The 15,860-nt window shown below is 61.0% G+C and carries 16 protein-coding genes; 8 read left to right on the plus strand and 8 right to left on the minus strand.

Annotation, left to right across the window (positions count from 1 at the left end):
* Positions 1-76: 76 nt before the first annotated feature.
* From ACXAH0_RS13405 to ACXAH0_RS13420, 4 genes are all read right to left on the minus strand, one after another.
* Entirely contained in the window at positions 77-277 is a 201-nt protein-coding gene (locus tag ACXAH0_RS13405; protein ID WP_475179316.1) for a twin-arginine translocation pathway signal protein, read from the minus strand.
* A 119-nt stretch (positions 278-396) separates the two neighbouring features.
* Positions 397-993 carry a TorD/DmsD family molecular chaperone gene (locus tag ACXAH0_RS13410; RefSeq protein ID WP_475191959.1) on the minus strand — a complete coding sequence of 199 codons (597 nt, stop codon included), beginning with the start codon at positions 991-993 and terminating at the stop codon, positions 397-399.
* Positions 994-1,078: 85 nt separating this feature from the next.
* Positions 1,079-1,759 carry a DUF3306 domain-containing protein gene (locus ACXAH0_RS13415; protein ID WP_475191962.1) on the minus strand — a complete coding sequence of 227 codons (681 nt, stop codon included), beginning with the start codon at positions 1,757-1,759 and terminating at the stop codon, positions 1,079-1,081.
* On the minus strand, positions 1,756-2,325 hold the full coding sequence (locus ACXAH0_RS13420) for a DUF3305 domain-containing protein (protein WP_475179330.1): 570 nt from the start codon (positions 2,323-2,325) through the stop codon (positions 1,756-1,758). Before ACXAH0_RS13420 ends, ACXAH0_RS13415 begins: the two co-directional genes overlap by 4 nt.
* A gap of 201 nt (positions 2,326-2,526) precedes the next feature.
* Here ACXAH0_RS13420 and ACXAH0_RS13425 point away from each other — a divergent pair, with 201 nt between their 5' ends.
* Complete coding sequence (locus tag ACXAH0_RS13425) at positions 2,527-4,515, plus strand: 4Fe-4S binding protein (RefSeq protein ID WP_475191965.1); 1,989 nt, start codon at positions 2,527-2,529, stop codon at positions 4,513-4,515.
* A 16-nt stretch (positions 4,516-4,531) separates the two neighbouring features.
* Here ACXAH0_RS13425 and ACXAH0_RS13430 read toward each other — a convergent pair whose 3' ends face one another.
* Entirely contained in the window at positions 4,532-5,293 is a 762-nt protein-coding gene (locus tag ACXAH0_RS13430; RefSeq protein WP_475191967.1) for a hypothetical protein, read from the minus strand.
* Positions 5,294-5,385: 92 nt separating this feature from the next.
* On the opposite strand from ACXAH0_RS13430, the gene ACXAH0_RS13435 reads away from it, so the two are divergent.
* The 4 genes from ACXAH0_RS13435 to ACXAH0_RS13450 are packed head-to-tail and all read left to right on the plus strand — an operon-like array spanning position 5,386 to position 7,882.
* Positions 5,386-5,574: a DUF6494 family protein gene (locus ACXAH0_RS13435; protein ID WP_475179344.1), complete on the plus strand. Its 189-nt coding sequence runs from the start codon at positions 5,386-5,388 to the stop codon at positions 5,572-5,574.
* 7 nt (positions 5,575-5,581) lie between these two features.
* Complete coding sequence (locus ACXAH0_RS13440) at positions 5,582-6,703, plus strand: Mrp/NBP35 family ATP-binding protein (protein ID WP_475191970.1); 1,122 nt, start codon at positions 5,582-5,584, stop codon at positions 6,701-6,703.
* Positions 6,700-7,401, plus strand: coding sequence for a biotin/lipoate--protein ligase family protein (locus tag ACXAH0_RS13445; RefSeq protein ID WP_475179353.1), 702 nt, complete (start codon positions 6,700-6,702; stop codon positions 7,399-7,401). Before ACXAH0_RS13440 ends, ACXAH0_RS13445 begins: the two co-directional genes overlap by 4 nt.
* A 4-nt stretch (positions 7,402-7,405) precedes the next feature.
* Positions 7,406-7,882 (plus strand): DUF6505 family protein, encoded by a 477-nt coding sequence (locus ACXAH0_RS13450; protein ID WP_475179357.1) that lies wholly within the window; start codon positions 7,406-7,408, stop codon positions 7,880-7,882.
* Positions 7,883-7,925: 43 nt separating this feature from the next.
* Here the strand turns inward: ACXAH0_RS13450 and ACXAH0_RS13455 are convergent, their stop codons facing one another.
* Positions 7,926-8,285, minus strand: a complete 360-nt coding sequence (locus ACXAH0_RS13455; protein WP_475191973.1) for a TetR/AcrR family transcriptional regulator — start codon at positions 8,283-8,285, stop codon at positions 7,926-7,928.
* A gap of 303 nt (positions 8,286-8,588) precedes the next feature.
* Here ACXAH0_RS13455 and ACXAH0_RS13460 point away from each other — a divergent pair, with 303 nt between their 5' ends.
* Positions 8,589-9,803 (plus strand): multidrug effflux MFS transporter, encoded by a 1,215-nt coding sequence (locus ACXAH0_RS13460; protein WP_475191977.1) that lies wholly within the window; start codon positions 8,589-8,591, stop codon positions 9,801-9,803.
* 28 nt (positions 9,804-9,831) lie between these two features.
* On the opposite strand, the gene ACXAH0_RS13465 is transcribed toward ACXAH0_RS13460, so the two are convergent.
* Positions 9,832-11,238 carry an RtcB family protein gene (locus tag ACXAH0_RS13465; RefSeq protein ID WP_475191980.1) on the minus strand — a complete coding sequence of 469 codons (1,407 nt, stop codon included), beginning with the start codon at positions 11,236-11,238 and terminating at the stop codon, positions 9,832-9,834.
* 422 nt (positions 11,239-11,660) lie between these two features.
* Positions 11,661-13,235: an RNA-binding protein gene (locus tag ACXAH0_RS13470; RefSeq protein WP_475191985.1), complete on the minus strand. Its 1,575-nt coding sequence runs from the start codon at positions 13,233-13,235 to the stop codon at positions 11,661-11,663.
* 208 nt (positions 13,236-13,443) lie between these two features.
* On the opposite strand from ACXAH0_RS13470, the gene rtcR reads away from it, so the two are divergent.
* Together rtcR and ACXAH0_RS13480 are read left to right on the plus strand one after the other, a co-directional pair.
* Positions 13,444-15,027, plus strand: coding sequence for an RNA repair transcriptional activator RtcR (gene rtcR, locus ACXAH0_RS13475; RefSeq protein ID WP_475191990.1), 1,584 nt, complete (start codon positions 13,444-13,446; stop codon positions 15,025-15,027).
* Between the two features lie 174 nt (positions 15,028-15,201).
* Positions 15,202-15,735, plus strand: a complete 534-nt coding sequence (locus ACXAH0_RS13480; protein ID WP_475191995.1) for a hypothetical protein — start codon at positions 15,202-15,204, stop codon at positions 15,733-15,735.
* The last annotated feature ends 125 nt before the right edge of the window (positions 15,736-15,860 follow it).

Consider the following 15,860-nt stretch of genomic DNA (forward strand, 5'->3'; position numbering starts at 1 on the left):
GGTTGGTTTTCAGCGGACCGGCCAGCGGGCGTCACGCAACCATAGGCCGGAAGTGAATGTCTGGGTCAGGGTCTGGTCAGAACCGGGCGCTGTCAAAATAGGCGCGCGTATGCGCGGTGTCCTGCATCCGTGTGGAAGCGGGATCAGCTTCCGCCGCCTCAGCAGGCGCCGAAACGGCAGTTGCCGCAACGGCCACGGGTGCCGAAAGGGCTGCCAGTTTCAGGAACTCCCGCCGTCCGGCCCCTGCATCAGGCGCCTTGTGATCGGGTTTTGTCATTGTTGCGGTCTCCTCTCCATAGAGCTGTTGCAGCGTATCGCCGCCAGTATTGTTGCGCGGCAGCCCGGGCCGCCGCAGCTTGGATCCTTGGGTCGATCTGGCACACCGCCGAAGGCATTTCAGTTCGCCAGCATACCGAAGGCTTCGGTCTCAATCTCAATGAACGCCCGCCCGAGCGCCCCAATGGCGCCGTAAAACACCGAGCTTTTCGTTCCGGCGAGATCCGAGAAAAAGTGAATGGCCCACGGCTCAACATGGGCTTGAAAGAACTGTTTCTGATCGGCCACGGAGGTGACCGTGCCGAACCGGCCGACAATCATGCCCCCCATCATTTCCATGAGAGACCCGATATGGTCTTCCGGCTCATGAGTGCCATCAGAGCGGCCAATGCCCCGCTTCGCCATATCGGCGCGCAGATTGGCCAGCGGCTTTTCATTGAGGAAACCTGTCAGATAGTGACTGGCATAGGGAAGAAGTTCACCACGCCCAAGGCCGATGAAAAGGGCGTTGTAATCGCGTTCCGCCGTTTCAGGGCTGGTGACTGAAGCCACTTTTGCCAGAACCCCCAGCGCCTGACCGAGAGGGGTATCATCCCCATCAAGGCCCGCAAGCTGTCCAAGAAGGGCGGCATCCGCCGGCCTGACCAGCAGCAGTCCCAAAAAGTCATAAAGTTCTGATCGGGCCCGGTCTTCCGGGTCGATAACATATTCCGTCATCACTGCGGACATCCGCGGTGTTCCTCCCTCAAGCGCGGGGATCAGTCTTACCCCTTGCCAGCGCGGCAGATATTAGACTTTGGTATCATTCATAGTCAATCCGCAAGCGCCGCCTCACATATGGAGGCGTATTTTCTTCCATTTCTGCGACTATTTCGAGTCGTTCTGACAGGTTCACGTGCTTGACGGCAGGTTGCCCTATGTTTTCACCTTGCGTCAATTGATAATATGACACCTCAGTTTTGACAATTTCATTGTGCGCTGCAGTATTTTCTTCAACGTGAAGGCTATCTTTCTCGGAAACTCCATCTTCAATTGCAACTTCAGCAGGCAAACCTTCTGGCACAACTTTCGTGTCTTCGAGCTCCGCAAACCGGTCGAACATGCCTTTTCCGACCTGGTAAACCGTTTGCAGATCGTCGATTACTGTCGCGGCATCAGTATAGTCTTCGCCATATTCCAGAAGACCATCCAGATTGGCAAGAACCGGGTTCACGCTCCATAGCCGGCGCAGGGCGCGGCGGCGGAGCCGCTCCGGCACGGCTTTGGAGAGAAAACCGGAAAAGTCATCCTCTCCGGTCAGGCTGTCCGGATCCGGCAGCCCCAGTTCGTCCAGAATTTCCGGGTCGGTTTTCTCTTCCAGACCAGCGCGGACCGACGCGGCTTCCGCCGCTGCGCGCTCGGCCTTCTCCGCGTCCTCGGCCTTTTGCACCGCAGCCTTGCGCCGGGACCAGAAATCACTTCCCCTTGTGCCGCTGCCACTCATTGCAATCTGTCCTTCGCTTTGCTGCCGGGGGCCCGGTAGACATCCGCCGTCTGCCGGATCCTGGCATCTCCGATCCCGTCTTCCTTCAGATCGATTCGAGTCTTGTCGCGCCGGCGCTTGATAAAGATTTCTTCCTCATGGTGTTGGTCGACAAAGTCCCGGATCCAGGCAATCAGGCCCGGTGGCATGGGCACTTTTTCCACCTGAACATCGCTGGCATCCGCATAATCCTGGCCCTCATAGGCTGACGCGGTCAGCAACAGCACCTCCATGGGCACATCCCGCTCCGCTTCTTCAGCCGGGCGCATGACGACGTAAAGGGACGGAACCTTGTCGGACAGGGCGGTCAGATAGGCCTCCGTATCGGCCCGGTGCAGGTCAAGGCTCAAGGTCGCAGCGTGATATTCCACCGCTTCGCCTTCCTGACGCAGCATGATCCAGTCGGCCTCTCCAGCCCCGGGCAAGAGGGAAACGGGGCGCCAGCTCCATTTTTGCCATCGTGTCACCCCCGGCAAACGCCGGACGACAACGCCCACCGGCATGGTGCGTATGCGTTCGCTTGTCACTGCGCCTGTCCCCTCCCCTTGTTCCTTCAGCCTGCCTGTCTAGGGATGTATTTATGCTGTCGCAAGCACGATAAAATGCAAGCCCTAGCAGAAGTTGAACTTGACCTGAAAGCGCTTACGCCCTTGTTATGGGCTGCGGACTGCTTTGAGCTTGAGCACAAAATCCTGCTCAGGCGGTCCCGGGGAGAGGACGCGAAAAACATGAAAGACAGCAAGATACTGCTGTGCGATTGCCGGAACAGCCAGGCAATCGATGCCCTTGAATTTGAAAACGCTACCGGACTTTCCTGTTCGAAAATCCACACGGATCTGTGCCGCAGCGAGGCCGCCGTGGCTGAAGAAGCGATTCGCTCCGGCTCCCTGGTCCTTGCCTGCGGTCAGGAGCAGGCGCTGTTTGAGGAAATCGCCGAAGAACTGGAAACCGATCCGCCACTGTTCCTGGACCTGCGCGACCGGGCCGGCTGGACGGACGACACAGCCCCCGCAACGCCCAAAATGGCCGCCCTTGCCGCAGACGCGCTTCTGCCCCAGCCGGGGGAGAAGGTTATGGATGTTACCTCCGACGGCACCTGCCTCATACTGGGCGATCCCGAGGATGCCTTGAGCGCCGCGGCCCATCTGTGTGAGCTTCTGAGCGTCACGGTCCTGCTTGCACCGGAGGCGGATCTCCCTCTGTCAGATGACCGGCGCTTTGACATTGTGCGCGGCCGGCTGAAATCTGCGACAGGTGCACTCGGGCAATTCCATCTCTCTTTCGACGCCCTTCAGGAACGCATTCCCGGCGGCAGGGGCGCGTTCAACTGGACCGAGCCGCGCAGCGGTGGCCGCACCCAATGCGCCATCGTCCTTGACCTGCGCCGGGGCGCTGCGCCACTTTTTCCAGCCTCCGGCAAGCGCGAAGGCTATTTGCGCGCCGATCCCGGAAATGCGGACGCCCGGCTTTCCGTCCTGCTGGAAGCCTCCCAACTAACCGGCACGTTTGAAAAGCCTCTCTATGTCAAGCTGGACGCGCAGCTCTGCGCCCATTCCCGCGCCCGGAAAAGCGGCTGCAGCCGCTGCCTTGACCTGTGCCCAACCGGGGCCATCACTCCTGACGGCGACCATGTAGCCGTGGAGCCGATGATCTGCGCGGGCTGCGGCAGCTGCTCCGCCGTGTGCCCGTCCGGGGCGATCTCCTATGACGCCCCGCCAGTGGAACATATCTTCAAACGCCTCCAGACCCTCGCCTCCACATGGCGCAAGCTGGAGGCAAAACAGCCGCAGCTACTGGTGCATGACGCCAGCCATGGCCGCGACCTGATCCGCCTGAGTGCCCGCTATGGCAAGGGCTTGCCAACCGATGTGATTCCGTTAGAGGTCCAGTCGCTTGCCGGGTTCGGCCATGCAGAAATGCTGGCGGCCCTCGCCTGCGGCTTCCGCTCTGTCACCTTGTTGCTGTCGCCTGCAACCGAACGGGACGGTCTGCCGTTTCAGGCAGAACTTGCCAATGTCCTTGCCGGGTCTCAAAACGGGGAACGATCCCGCATCCGCCTGATCGAGCCGGTAGACCCGGACCAGCTGGACGAAGAGCTTTATGGCCCCTCGCCCGATCCGCAGGACGTGCAACCGATCCTGCCCCTTGGCTCACGCAGGCAGATTACCCGCCTTGCCGCCAAGGCTCTGAACAGCGTCGCCCCCCCTGAGCCGGTCGTCCTGCCCGCCGGGGCGCCCTATGGCGCCGTCACGCTTGATAAGGACAAATGCACGCTGTGCCTCTCCTGTGTATCTCTTTGCCCCTCCGGCGCCTTGAAGGAAAATCCGGACCAGCCGCAACTGCGCTTTCAGGAAGATGCCTGCCTGCAATGCGGCCTGTGCACCAATCTGTGCCCGGAAAGCGCCCTGAGCCTCGATCCGCGCTTCAACCTGGCGGACACGGCCCTGACACCGGTTGTCCTGAAAGAAGAAGAACCCTTCCACTGCATTGAATGCGGCAAAGCCTTCGGTGTGCGTTCCACCGTGGAGCGGATGACGGAAAAACTGGCCGGAAAACACTCCATGTTTCAGGACAACAAGGCCATAAAGCTGATCCAGATGTGTGACGACTGCCGGGTGAATGCAGTCTACCATTCAGAAAACAATCCCTTCGCCATGGGCGAGAGGCCACGCGTGCGCACCACTGACGACTATATCAGCAAGCGGCGGGACCATTGAGCCGGCAGCAGCCCTTTCACTGGTACTGGATCGGCGCGCCCAGATCCGCCGGCGCAATTCGCGAGACGAAAGCCAGGATGGCGTCCAGCTCGTCCAGGGTCATTTCGATCGGAACGATGGGCGATGGCCGGCTGACATCGAACGGCTCGGTCACCCCGTCAACCTGGGTGAAGGCCGGATGGGGGTTGAGGGCAAAAAACGCCTCGAATCGGTACCGCCAGTCGGAAAAGCCACGCATGACCGCAAAGGATGGCGACGAGCCGATGGTCGAAAACCGGGTCGCCTCATTGACCACATGGCAGCGGCCACAATGGAAGACCGCCAGCTTTTCCCCGGAGAGCACATCCCCTGGCAGCGCTTCTGAAACGGCCTGCCCCGGTCCGGCCTGTGCAGCTGCAAACAGCGCCCCGCCCTCCGGTTTGAAGCTCTCGATGGTCTTTCTGCCAACATCGCTAGTCAGCCATTCCCCGAAGCGGGCGACATCCTTGTTGCCCGCGTCAAACACCTGGAAATACCAGTCCCGGCCGAGGCCCGAAAACACCGGAATGCCTTGCGAAGCACTTGAAAACCCGGCGGCAGCATCGTTATGTGCCGGAACGATTTCAATCCGGATGCCGGTTTTCAGAGAAAAGCGGGGCAGAAGATGTTTCAAGAGCCCGGAAGCAACCAGCTCCTCCGGTGCTCTTAGGGTGAACGGTCCGGCCGCAGCCTTTCCGGCCGGCAGCCAGACTCCCAGAACCAGTCCAAGCAGGACGGTCAGTTTCAAACGGCAGCACACGCGCTCCTCCCTCACGTTGCCGGCGGACGCCGTAAGGGTAGGGGGCAAATCCGGGAGCCGTCAATGCATGCCCCAGCACACAGGAGCCAAAAATGAGCGACACTTTTAACATGTCCATGCGCAAATTTCTGAAACAGGTCGGGGTCACATCCCAGCAGGCCATTGAAGACGCTGTCAGAAAAGCCGGTCCGGCTGAGGGAAAAACTTTCAAGGTGAAAGCCGTCATCACCATTGAGGACATCGGCCTGACCCATGAGGTCACAGGCGAAATCGAGGGGTAAGCCGGCCGTGTCCCTGACGCGCGAAACCGTTCTCAACATGCTGAACACCCTTGAGGACCCGGCAACGGGAGAGACCCTGGCCGCTTCCGGCATGGTGCGGGCCCTCCAGGTGGCTGAGGGCAGCGTGCGCTTTGTCCTCGACATCGACCCTGCCCGTAAGGACGAGATGGAAGCCCTGAAGGCAAGGGCCGAAACGGCCCTTGCCGCCCTGGAGGGATGCCGGACCGTGCAGATTGTTCTGACGGCCCATTCCGAGACCCCGTCTTCTGGCGCCCCGGCCGCAGAACCGTCTGCAGGGAACATGCCGCCTTCCGGGCCACAACCGATCAAGCCGCGCCCGGCGCCCCCGGGCACGTCCGGACCGCAGAAAGTGCCCGGCATCGCCCGTATACTGGCCATTGCCTCGGGCAAGGGTGGAGTCGGCAAGTCGACCGTCGCGGCCAATCTTGCTTGTGCCCTCGCCGCCGAAGGCCGGAAGGTCGGCCTGCTGGATGCGGATGTCTATGGCCCGTCCCAGCCGAAAATGCTGGGCGTTTCGGGACGGCCCACCTCGCCGGACGGCCAAATGATCCTGCCTTTGCGCAATCACGGCGTCACCATGATCTCCATAGGCCTGATGACCTCCGGCGATCAGGCAGTGGTCTGGCGCGGCCCCATGCTCATGGGCGCCCTGCAACAGATGATGAGCCAGGTCCAATGGGGTGCGCTGGATGTTCTGATCGTCGATCTGCCGCCGGGCACCGGCGATGTCCAGATGACCCTGTCCCAGAAATTCCTGGTCGACGGCGCGATCATTGTATCGACACCGCAGGATGTGGCCCTGCTGGATGCGCGCAAGGGCATCGACATGTTCAACCAGATGCAAGTGCCGATCCTGGGCATGATTGAAAACATGTCCACCCATATCTGCTCAAAATGCGGCCATGAGGAACATGTCTTCGGCCATGGAGGTGTTGCCGCCGAGGCCCGGAAACTGGGTGTACCACTCCTCGCCGAAGTGCCACTGCATTTGAACATCCGCCTGGCAGGAGATGGCGGCACGCCGATCGCCGTTGCCGACCCCGATGCGCCGGAGGCAGCTGTTTTCAGAACACTTGCCAAAACCCTGGTGGCGGAGGACAAGGCATGAGTGAACTGCACTTGCCGCCCCTGTTTCAGGGCGAAACGCTGACCGGGCCTGCCGATCCGTTCGAGCGCGCAACAGCGCTGGCGGTGGCCGGAACCGACCCCGGCACGGTGGTGCACAACCTGTCCGGTGCAGTGCTTAAGGCCAGCATCATCTTTTCCCCTGAAGTGCAGCTGGAAGAGGCCATGACCATTCTGCCGGTCTGCGGTCTTGGCCTGCAGGCCGCCCTTGGCGCGCTCGCCCCGCCGGAAGTGGCGGTCCATCTGGACTGGACCGGCGGCATCCGCATCAATGGCGCCCACTGCGGGCGCATGCGCGTCAAGACGTCCACCGCCATCCCGGAAGCCGTGCCGGACTGGCTGGTCCTCGGGCTGGAACTGAACCGGACCAGTCCGGACAAGGACCCGGGGGCGCAAGCCGGAACAACCTGGCTATCTGAGGAAGGTTGCGTGGACATTACACCACAGGCCCTTGTGGAAGCCTGGGTGCGCCACAGTCTTTACTGGATCAACCGCTGGCTGGAAGATGGCCCGCGCGCCGTTCACGGAGACTGGCGCGGTCTGGTGCCCGCCCTTGGCGAAAAGATTGAAATCGACGGAAAAAGCGGCACCTTTGTTGGTGTCGACGACCAGTTCGGCATGTTGCTCCGGCAGGGTGAGGCGACCATCGTGATCCCCCTGTCGAGCCGCTTGGAAAGGTAAGCGCATGAAACTCGCCCGTGCCATTCATATGGATGACAGCGACCGCAACGTCTTTTTCGCTCCCGCCCGCACCGGGGAATGGTGCCTGTCGGGCGGGTTCGAGTTTTCCGACTGGACCGAAGCCGACCTTGTCGGCAAGGCACGGCAGGCATTCTCCAACGGTTGGCTGGGTCTGGAAACGTTCGGCCGCGTGACTTTTGTTGCCATCACGCCAATCGCGGAAACGGAATTCTCGGACCTCGTCGACCGGCTCGCCCAACATTTCGTCGACATCTACGGCGCTCCCTCTGTCGAGGCGGCACGTGGGGTTGCGGAAGACGAATTGCGTTACATGGCGGATCTGTGCTCCGAGCACGACGAAAACATGCTGCTTGCCGTCCACCGGGAACTGGCGGAGGAGGGTGTCAAGGAAAGCTACAGCGCCATCGAGGCCCCGGCAGCGGAACTGGATCTGGTGGCGATGCACGGGGATTTGACCTAACACCCATCTCAACGGAAAAAACCGTTCCGAGGACCCGCAACACTCAGCCCTTGTCCGGCACAGCGTTCAGATCCGGTTCCACACGGATGCCCAGGGCGATTTCCATCGATCCGATGCACATCTCGCTGGCAAAGGTCTCCATCACCTCGCGCACGAAGCCATCGAGACCGGTCTTGCCCGCCCGCAGCTCTGCACCGCAGTGATGCAGCCTCGCAGCAAAGGTCCCCAGAAGGTCGGCGACGGCAGCGGCGATCAGGTGGTTCTTCGTTGGAAAGTGGTGAAACAGCGCCACCCGGGACACACCGGCCTTGTCCAGGATCGGCTTGATCGACAGGTCCGAAAAGCGCTGCGCGATCAATTGCTCTGTGGCCGCTGCCTTGAGTTCGGCAACCGTCAGATCCAAGTTGCACCGCCTGGGCCTGCGCGGCAGAGCCGCCGTGGACAAGTCAATTTCGCTCATGCAAAAACGGACAAACCAATCGGCCGGTTTGTCAAATGCATAAATTTCCCGTGTCTTTTCAATACGTTTACCTGAGAGAATGGCTGCCTCACCCACAGGACGCTGAGGGAAATCCGCCTCTTTCCGGGCAGCCCTGGTCCGCGTCTTGCCTTGCAGCAACCAGCCATCTAGGCTTTGCCGGGCCCTCTTCAAAGTGCTCCAGCCAGATCCCGGCGCCTCCTGTCTGAAAGGTCAAAACGTGTGACAATGTCCTCCCGAACGCCACCCCATCTGGTGACGCTCATTCTGCTGACCGCATTCTCGCCGCTGTCGCTGAACATGTTCCTGCCCTCGCTCGGGCACATGGCGCAGGAGTTTGAGACCGACTATGCCCTGATGAGCATTGCCGTGGCCGGGTATTTGGCGGTGACGGCGGCGATCCAGCTGATTGCCGGGCCGCTGGCTGACCGCTATGGCCGCCGCCCGGTCCTCCTGGTCACGCTCAGTCTGTTTTGCCTGGCTTCGGTGGTGTGTGCTATTGCACAGTCCATCTGGGTGTTTCTGGTATTCCGGATGCTTCAAGGCGGCATCACCGCAGGCTACACGCTGTCGCTCGCCATTGTCCGAGACATCCATCCGCCCAGAAAGGCCGCCGGTCTGATCGGCTATATCGGCATGTGCATGGCTGTCGCGCCCATGCTGGGTCCTGTCTTTGGCGGGCTTCTGGACACAGCGTTCGGCTGGAGGTCAAATTTCTATCTTTATGCGGCCTTCGGTTTGCTGCTGCTTGCGCTGTGCTGGTTTGACCTCGGCGAAACCAGACCGGAGCGCCAGGACGGCAAAGTCCCATCCGCTGCCTCCCTGCTGGAGCTCTTGAGAACCCCGCTCTTTTGCACCTATGGACTGTGTTCCCTGTTCACGGTCGGCTCCTTCTACATCTTTCTAGCCGGAGCGCCGCTTGTGGCCACCCAAAGCTTCGGGGTCTCAACCGCAGAGCTTGGCCTTCTGATCGGCAGCATCACGGTCGGCTTTTCCGCCGGAGGCTTTATCTCCGGCCGGTTTTCCGCCCGCCTGTCCCTACCGGCCATGATGTTGATCGGGCGTGTGACGGCCTGCGCGGGCCTTGCCATCGGGCTGACCGTCTTTGCCGCCGTGACCCCGTCCCCAACGGTCTTTTTCACCAGCACGATCCTGGTTGGCCTTGGCAACGGGCTGACAGTGCCCGGCGCCAATGCGGGCGCCATGTCGGTCCGTCCCGATCTTGCAGGGACCGCGGCCGGGCTTGTAGGCGCCCTCGTGCTGGCTGGCGGGTCAGCCCTTACCAGCCTGACCGGCCTTGCCGTCGGCACCGGCGATCATCCTGCCACTGTCCTCGCCCTCATGCTGGCCAGCTCCCTCCTCGCCCTTCTTCTGGCCCTTGCAGCGCAGGTGCTGGAGCGGACCAACAGCACCACCCTGCCAATGGAAAAAGAAGCCGGTTAGACATCCTGCCTGACTGCGGCAAGGCAGATTACCGCCTTGCCCCTTTGTTTTTCTTCCAGAACGGCACCATGTCCCCCGCCATGATGCAACCAAACGGATCGATATAGTCCTCAATCTCGGCCAGACCGTATTTCTTGATCTGGGCGACGACCGCATCCGCCTTCTTGTAGCCGGACGGCAGTTCGGAGACGTCGATCTTCTGCTCGAAGAACCGGATGTCGAGACCTGCCGTTTCTTCACGGAGCATTGCTTCCGGCGTCTTGCCGAGCGAGCGGCGCTTGTGCTCGGAACGCGAGAAGTTGCGGCCCGCACCATGCGGCGAAAACCCGAGCGCATGACCGGCATCCTTGCCGCGCACGACCAGAACCGGTTCCGCCATGTTCAGCGGGATCAGGGTCAGGCCCGTCGCGTCGGACGCATACCCGTCCCAGGCAGGCGTTGCCCCCTTGCCGTGATAGAACAGGCCATCGCGTTCAAACACGAAGTTATGTTCGTTCCAGAAACGGTCCGAGTGGCTTGCTCCGCTCACCTCGACTGTCGCCTGATGCAGTGCGTTGTGGTTGGCCTTGGTCCACTTGCGGATCAGCTGCAGCGCGTCCCAATAGGCTTTTCCCTCCTCGCTCTCGGACGGGATCCAGGCATTCTGCTTCAGCGTTTTCGGCGACAGCTTCTTGCGGTATTTTTCCGCAACATTCATGCCGATCTTGTAAAGCAGCGCACCCGGTCCGCGCGATCCGTGATGGGTTACCATCGCGGTCTTGCCGGTTTTCCTGGAGACGCCGACAAACAGGAAATGGTTGCCGTCGCCCTGGGTCCCCAGATGTTCCTGCGCAGAACGCAGGATCTTCGGGTTGTTCAGGAACCGGTTCTCGCAGAACTGGTCGTAAAGGCTCATGGACATGGTGAAGCGCTTGCCGTTGGCACGCCCGCCGCCACCGAAATGCGTCACCGAATGCGCCGCATCCAGAACCGCCTTCGGGTCAGCATCCTCGAACTCGGTCATCATCACCGAGCAGCAGATATCGGCGCTGTGCATTCCCGGGTGGATTGCACCGCGCGCCGCCACCACGCCGCCGACCGGAATGGTCCCGAGCGGACCGGCCGGACAGGCATCCGGCATGATCGCTCCCGCCTCAACGGTCGGCGTGCGCATCAGCTCGGTCATGTGATGCTTGACGGCCTTCAGGTTCGCCTCTTCGTCCTCCCCCTCCGCGTCCAGGTTGACGTGAAACGGCTTTGCTCCAGAGGCGGCCAGCGGCAGCACCGGGTCCGGCTTGTAGCTCTCCAGCATCTGGCGCACGGCTTCCAGCGACGTGCCTTCATCCAGCGCCGCCTGGCCGTCCCTCAGGGCCGCACCGAAGGCCTTGCCTTCTTCGTGGCCCCATGCGGTCAGCATCCCGCTCGTCAGTGTCGTCGTTTCCGTTTCAATCGTCATCGTCTTCTTCCTTCACACTCGCCTGGCGGCAAACATCGGGCGCAGAACCTCTCCGCGAAAACCGCGGGCCGGAGTTGCACCGGCGACGCTCACTGTAGTCCTGCCGGCATCCCCGAGATCGCGGCTGAGCCGCATTCAGTTTACCGTTTAAAAATGGTTGCCGGTCAGGGCGACAAATGGGTGCAAAACGGTCCTGCTCTACCGTTTGAGCTACGCTGCCCCAGTTGGTTGCAGCGGCGGGACTCGAACCCGCAACCTGGCGATTAAGAGTCGATGTAGTTCTGCGGGCATTCGCCCTGACCGGTTGTTCCTTGCGGCGGCGAGAAATGACAGGACACTCATGGTCAAGAATGTAGTCCTGCCGGCATCCGCCAGATCTCTCGGCAAGCGCGGCAGGCGGTCGCCCGCCGCGCTTTCAAGTCTTAATCGAGATCGATGGCATCGATCTCCCCGACCCACTGGCCGACATTCATGGTGCCCTTGGCAAAGGCCGCAACCTGATCGAACACCGCATCGGAGAAGCCCCCGATGTTAAGGATATCCGGCCGCGACTTGGCCTGGGTCGGACCGTAAGGCGCGATATCGATGCACACCATCTTCGCGTCCGGGTTACGCCTTTTCAGCGTTTCCCATTCACGCATCACGCCGGTCTGATGGCCCGCCTGGATCCCGGCCCAGGACTGGTTATCCGAAACCAGGATGACCAGATCCGGGGCACGGCGCTTGGCGTTCAGCCACGCCAGAGGCGCTGCACAGTTCGTCCCGCCGCCCCACTGCTCGGTGAGCTTTCGGGCGTTGGTCATCACCGTGTCTCGCCCGGTCAGCTCGACCGGCCGCACCTTGACCTCGAACGGCAGAACCGTGGCCTCGCGATTTCGGCGCAGCACCGCCGCGGCGACAAGGGCAGCGACATCAACGCAGCGCGTTGCCGTCGTCGCCCCCTTTCGGTAACCGGTCACCGGCGAAGCCATGGAACCGGAGACGTCCGGGCACACAACCACCTGGCCCCTCAGGGCCGGGACATTGGCGACCGAGATCTCCATCGCGTCATGCATCGCCTCGCGGATCTCCGCCGGCATTTCGTCCGACAGGGCCTGAAAACCCGTCAGGAGCTGGTACGGAAAGGCACGCGCCTTCCTGATCCGCTTCGGATCCTTCAGGATATCCGCCACCAGACGCACGGCCGGTGTCTTCTCGAACCGCGCACCTTCGAAAACGCCATGACGCAGGAAGGTGTTCAGGTTCATACGCACCATGTTCCATGTCCCGCGCTCCGCCAGTTTCGTCCAGTCTTCCCTGGAAAGGGGCAGATGTGTCAGCATCTGGAACGGGACATCCGGCAGCGCCTGTCCTTTCGGATTCTCCTTGAACGCCACATAGGCACGAACCAGTTCCGGCAGCTTTTCAACGTCACACGGCTTTCCGATCAGCCAGGCGAACAGGACGTCTCGCTCTGCATCGCGCGGCTTCGGGTGCACCATCTTGATGACGTCCGCCAGCGACGGATCGTTGCCGATCGACGCTTGCAGCAGCTGATATTCGGTTGCCGCGTTCAGCCATCCGCGAACGAGCGCCTTCGGCCGTGTTCCGAGCGACTTACGCCCGGTCTGCCCCGAACGCATGATCTGCACGAAGTTGCGCAGCATCCTGCCGTCGGTGACCACTTTCGGAAACGCCTTGGCAAGCAGAACCGCATCACGCGATGCCAGAACCGCCAGCAAGAGTGCCGGCAGATCCTTCATCCTGCCTTTCTGGCGGGCGTAGACTGCCGTCTTTGCCAGAAAAGTGTCCGGAACCTTTTCAGCAGCTTTCAAAACCGCCTCCAGTTCCAGCTCGGCAGACTGGTAGAACGTGTTGCCGATGGATCCGGTCGCCGCCAGCTGCGCCAGCTTGTGACGGTCCTCGTAGGTATAGGCCTTGCCACCCGCTAGGTTTCTGGCGTCGGCTTTGCCGGAAAAACGTCCACGCTGGGATGCAAACAGGTTTTTGTTCGCCATTTTCTCTCTCCACAAATCCGCGCCCTTGAAGGCGTTCGGGTTGATGTCTGTGTTGAGAAGGAGAATGCCTGCACCCGCCGGACCGCAAAACAAAAAAACAAAATCAATATAAGCGATTGTAATATATATGTTTTTTGCAATATTGACATTTCTGCGGGGAAAATATTTTATAGAAAAAAATAGCATCTTATAAATTTGGATAGACGTATTGAAAAAGAACATCGTCATCGGCTTTCTCGGCACCCAACTGGACGCGGGCAAGAAGCGCCGCTGGCGACCTTCGATTGCCGTGACCCAGCATGGCCTCTTTCCGGTTCACCGTCTCGAACTGCTCTACGACAGAGCCCATCATCACCTGGCTCAGAACGTGAAACGCGAAATCGAGGACGCCAGCCCAGCGACAGAAGTGCTGTTGCAACAGGTTGATCTCCGAGATCCCTGGGACTTTCAGGAAGTCTATGGCGCTCTCTTCGACTTCGCGCGCAACTATGGGTTCGACGAGGATCGCGAGGACTATTTCGTCCACCTGACGACGGGGACGCATGTCGCCCAGATTTGCTGGTTCCTCCTGACCGAGTCCCGCCACGTTCCGGCCAAGCTTGTACAGACCTCGCCGCCGCGCGGCGAGGACGGAGATCTCAGCGGCCAATACAACATCGTCGATCTCGACCTTTCCCGCTACGACGCCCTTCAGCAGCGCTTCGATCTCATCGCAGAGGAATACAACGCGCTGCTGAAGGCGGGCATCGAAACCCGGAACGCCGCCTTCAACAGCCTTATCGAGCGGATCGAGCTGGTCGCCACCAACACAGATGCCCCTCTTCTGCTGCTCGGCGATACGGGGACGGGAAAGAGCGAGCTGGCTGAACGCATTTACGAGCTGAAACTCCAGCGGCGCAGGGTCAAGGGCCGGCTGGTTCACGTGAATTGCGCCACCTTGAAGGGCGAGCGAGCCATGTCCAGCCTTTTCGGTCATCGACGCGGGTCGATGGGCACAGGCAGTCCGGATCGGCGAGGGCTGTTGCGCGAAGCGGATGGCGGCGTGCTGTTCCTGGACGAGATCAACGAACTCGGGCTCGACGAGCAGGCGATGATCCTGCACGCCGTCGAGACCGGACGCTTTCTGCCGGTTGGCTCCGACCACGAGATCACCAGCCGCTTCCAGCTGATCGCGGGCACCAACCACGACCTCGGACAGCTCGTCTCGGAAGGACGGTTCCGGCCGGATCTCTATGCAAGGCTGAATCTCTGGACCTTCCGGCTGCCGTCACTCACCGAACGGCGCGAGGATATTGAACCCAATATCGAGTTTGAACTCGACAGGTCCGAAAAGCTCCTCGGCAACCGGGTCGGCTTCAACATTGACGCCAGGGCGCGCTATCTGGACTTCGCAGCATCCCCCGCCACCCTGTGGCCGGGCAATTTCCGGGATCTCGGCGCGTCCGTCCAGCGCTTGTGCACCCTTGCGCCGCGCGGCCGCATCACGCTCGCTCAGGTCGACCAGGAAATCGAGGCGCTGGAACGTCAATGGGCCAGCGCGGCGTCCGATCCCGACGACACCTTGCTGCGGGACCTGCTGGGAGACAAAACCGATGCCCTTGACGCCTTTGACAAGGTACAACTGGCCTTTGTCATCCGCATGTGCCGGAAAAGCCCGTCTTTGAGCGCGGCCGGCAGAACTCTTTTTGCAGCTTCCCGCGCAACAAGAACCAGCCGCAACGATGCAGACCGCCTCAAGAAATATCTCGACCGGTTCGACTTGAGCTGGGCGGAGGTCACTGCGGACGTTTAGATCATCATTCAGAACCTGGCGCCGATGCTCACCGCCGGATCGCGGCTGCGTGATTTTGGCCCTCGCGTCCGTGAGAGAGATGTCAGAATTCAAGCCGTGAAGTTGAATGCACGTGATGAAATACCGTCCTACATCAGCAGGACACCATTCGTGTTCTCTGGAAGGGCTAGACGCATGACAGATCTTGCAACGGAAAACCGGCGGGCCACCGCCCTGCCCGCACGAACCTTCAACACGCTCGGGATGATGTTCATCTCAGGGTTCTTTGCCACCTTGGCATTTGATTTCTGGGGCCAGATCCTCAGCCCGGCGCTCGGCTTTGCCACGCTTTCTCCCCATGGGCTGGCACAAAGCCTGCTGGGCAGCCTGGGTTTGCCCAGCAATGCCTTTGCCGGCTATTTCGTTCATTTTTATGTGGTCGGACTGATCGGCTACCCGGTTGGCTGGCTGTTTATCTTCGCCCCCCTCTGGCAACGCGCCCTTGGCAGCTCATCCGGCCCGGTACACTGGCTGCTGCCCGCCGCCCTTTACGGGTTTGGCCTTTGGGTGTTTGCAATTGGCGGCATCACGTCACTTGCCGGTCTGCCGTTCTTCCTGAACTTCACCGGCATCGTCTGGGCCGCCCTGATCGGCCATGTTCTTTATGGCATCGTTCTGGTCGCCCTTATGACACTCATCGTGCGAGCGCGCTCCACCGGCCCCTCCTGATGGGATAGACCGGACCAGTCCCAGCCGAAACAGCGCGCCGCCCCCACCACGGCGCGCAATCCGCCTCCTCAGCAGACAAAGCGGATCCGGTCAAATCGTGCAGACTTGCCGCACGCGGCTCTAAT

This window comes from Roseibium sp. AWQ4_290, assembly GCF_056160985.1.

Bases quoted from the DNA above. Each gene is read 5' to 3' on its own strand.
- ACXAH0_RS13405 (WP_475179316.1), bottom strand. From the start codon at position 277: ATGACAAAACCCGATCACAAGGCGCCTGATGCAGGGGCCGGACGGCGG.
- ACXAH0_RS13425 (WP_475191965.1), top strand. From the start codon at position 2,527: ATGAAAGACAGCAAGATACTGCTGTGCGATTGCCGGAACAGCCAGGCA.
- ACXAH0_RS13450 (WP_475179357.1), top strand. From the start codon at position 7,406: ATGAAACTCGCCCGTGCCATTCATATGGATGACAGCGACCGCAACGTC.
- ACXAH0_RS13415 (WP_475191962.1), bottom strand. From the start codon at position 1,759: ATGAGTGGCAGCGGCACAAGGGGAAGTGATTTCTGGTCCCGGCGCAAG.
- ACXAH0_RS13480 (WP_475191995.1), top strand. From the start codon at position 15,202: ATGACAGATCTTGCAACGGAAAACCGGCGGGCCACCGCCCTGCCCGCA.
- ACXAH0_RS13435 (WP_475179344.1), top strand. From the start codon at position 5,386: ATGAGCGACACTTTTAACATGTCCATGCGCAAATTTCTGAAACAGGTC.
- ACXAH0_RS13445 (WP_475179353.1), top strand. From the start codon at position 6,700: ATGAGTGAACTGCACTTGCCGCCCCTGTTTCAGGGCGAAACGCTGACC.
- ACXAH0_RS13470 (WP_475191985.1), bottom strand. From the start codon at position 13,235: ATGGCGAACAAAAACCTGTTTGCATCCCAGCGTGGACGTTTTTCCGGC.
- ACXAH0_RS13460 (WP_475191977.1), top strand. From the start codon at position 8,589: ATGTCCTCCCGAACGCCACCCCATCTGGTGACGCTCATTCTGCTGACC.
- ACXAH0_RS13465 (WP_475191980.1), bottom strand. From the start codon at position 11,238: ATGACGATTGAAACGGAAACGACGACACTGACGAGCGGGATGCTGACC.
- ACXAH0_RS13410 (WP_475191959.1), bottom strand. From the start codon at position 993: ATGACGGAATATGTTATCGACCCGGAAGACCGGGCCCGATCAGAACTT.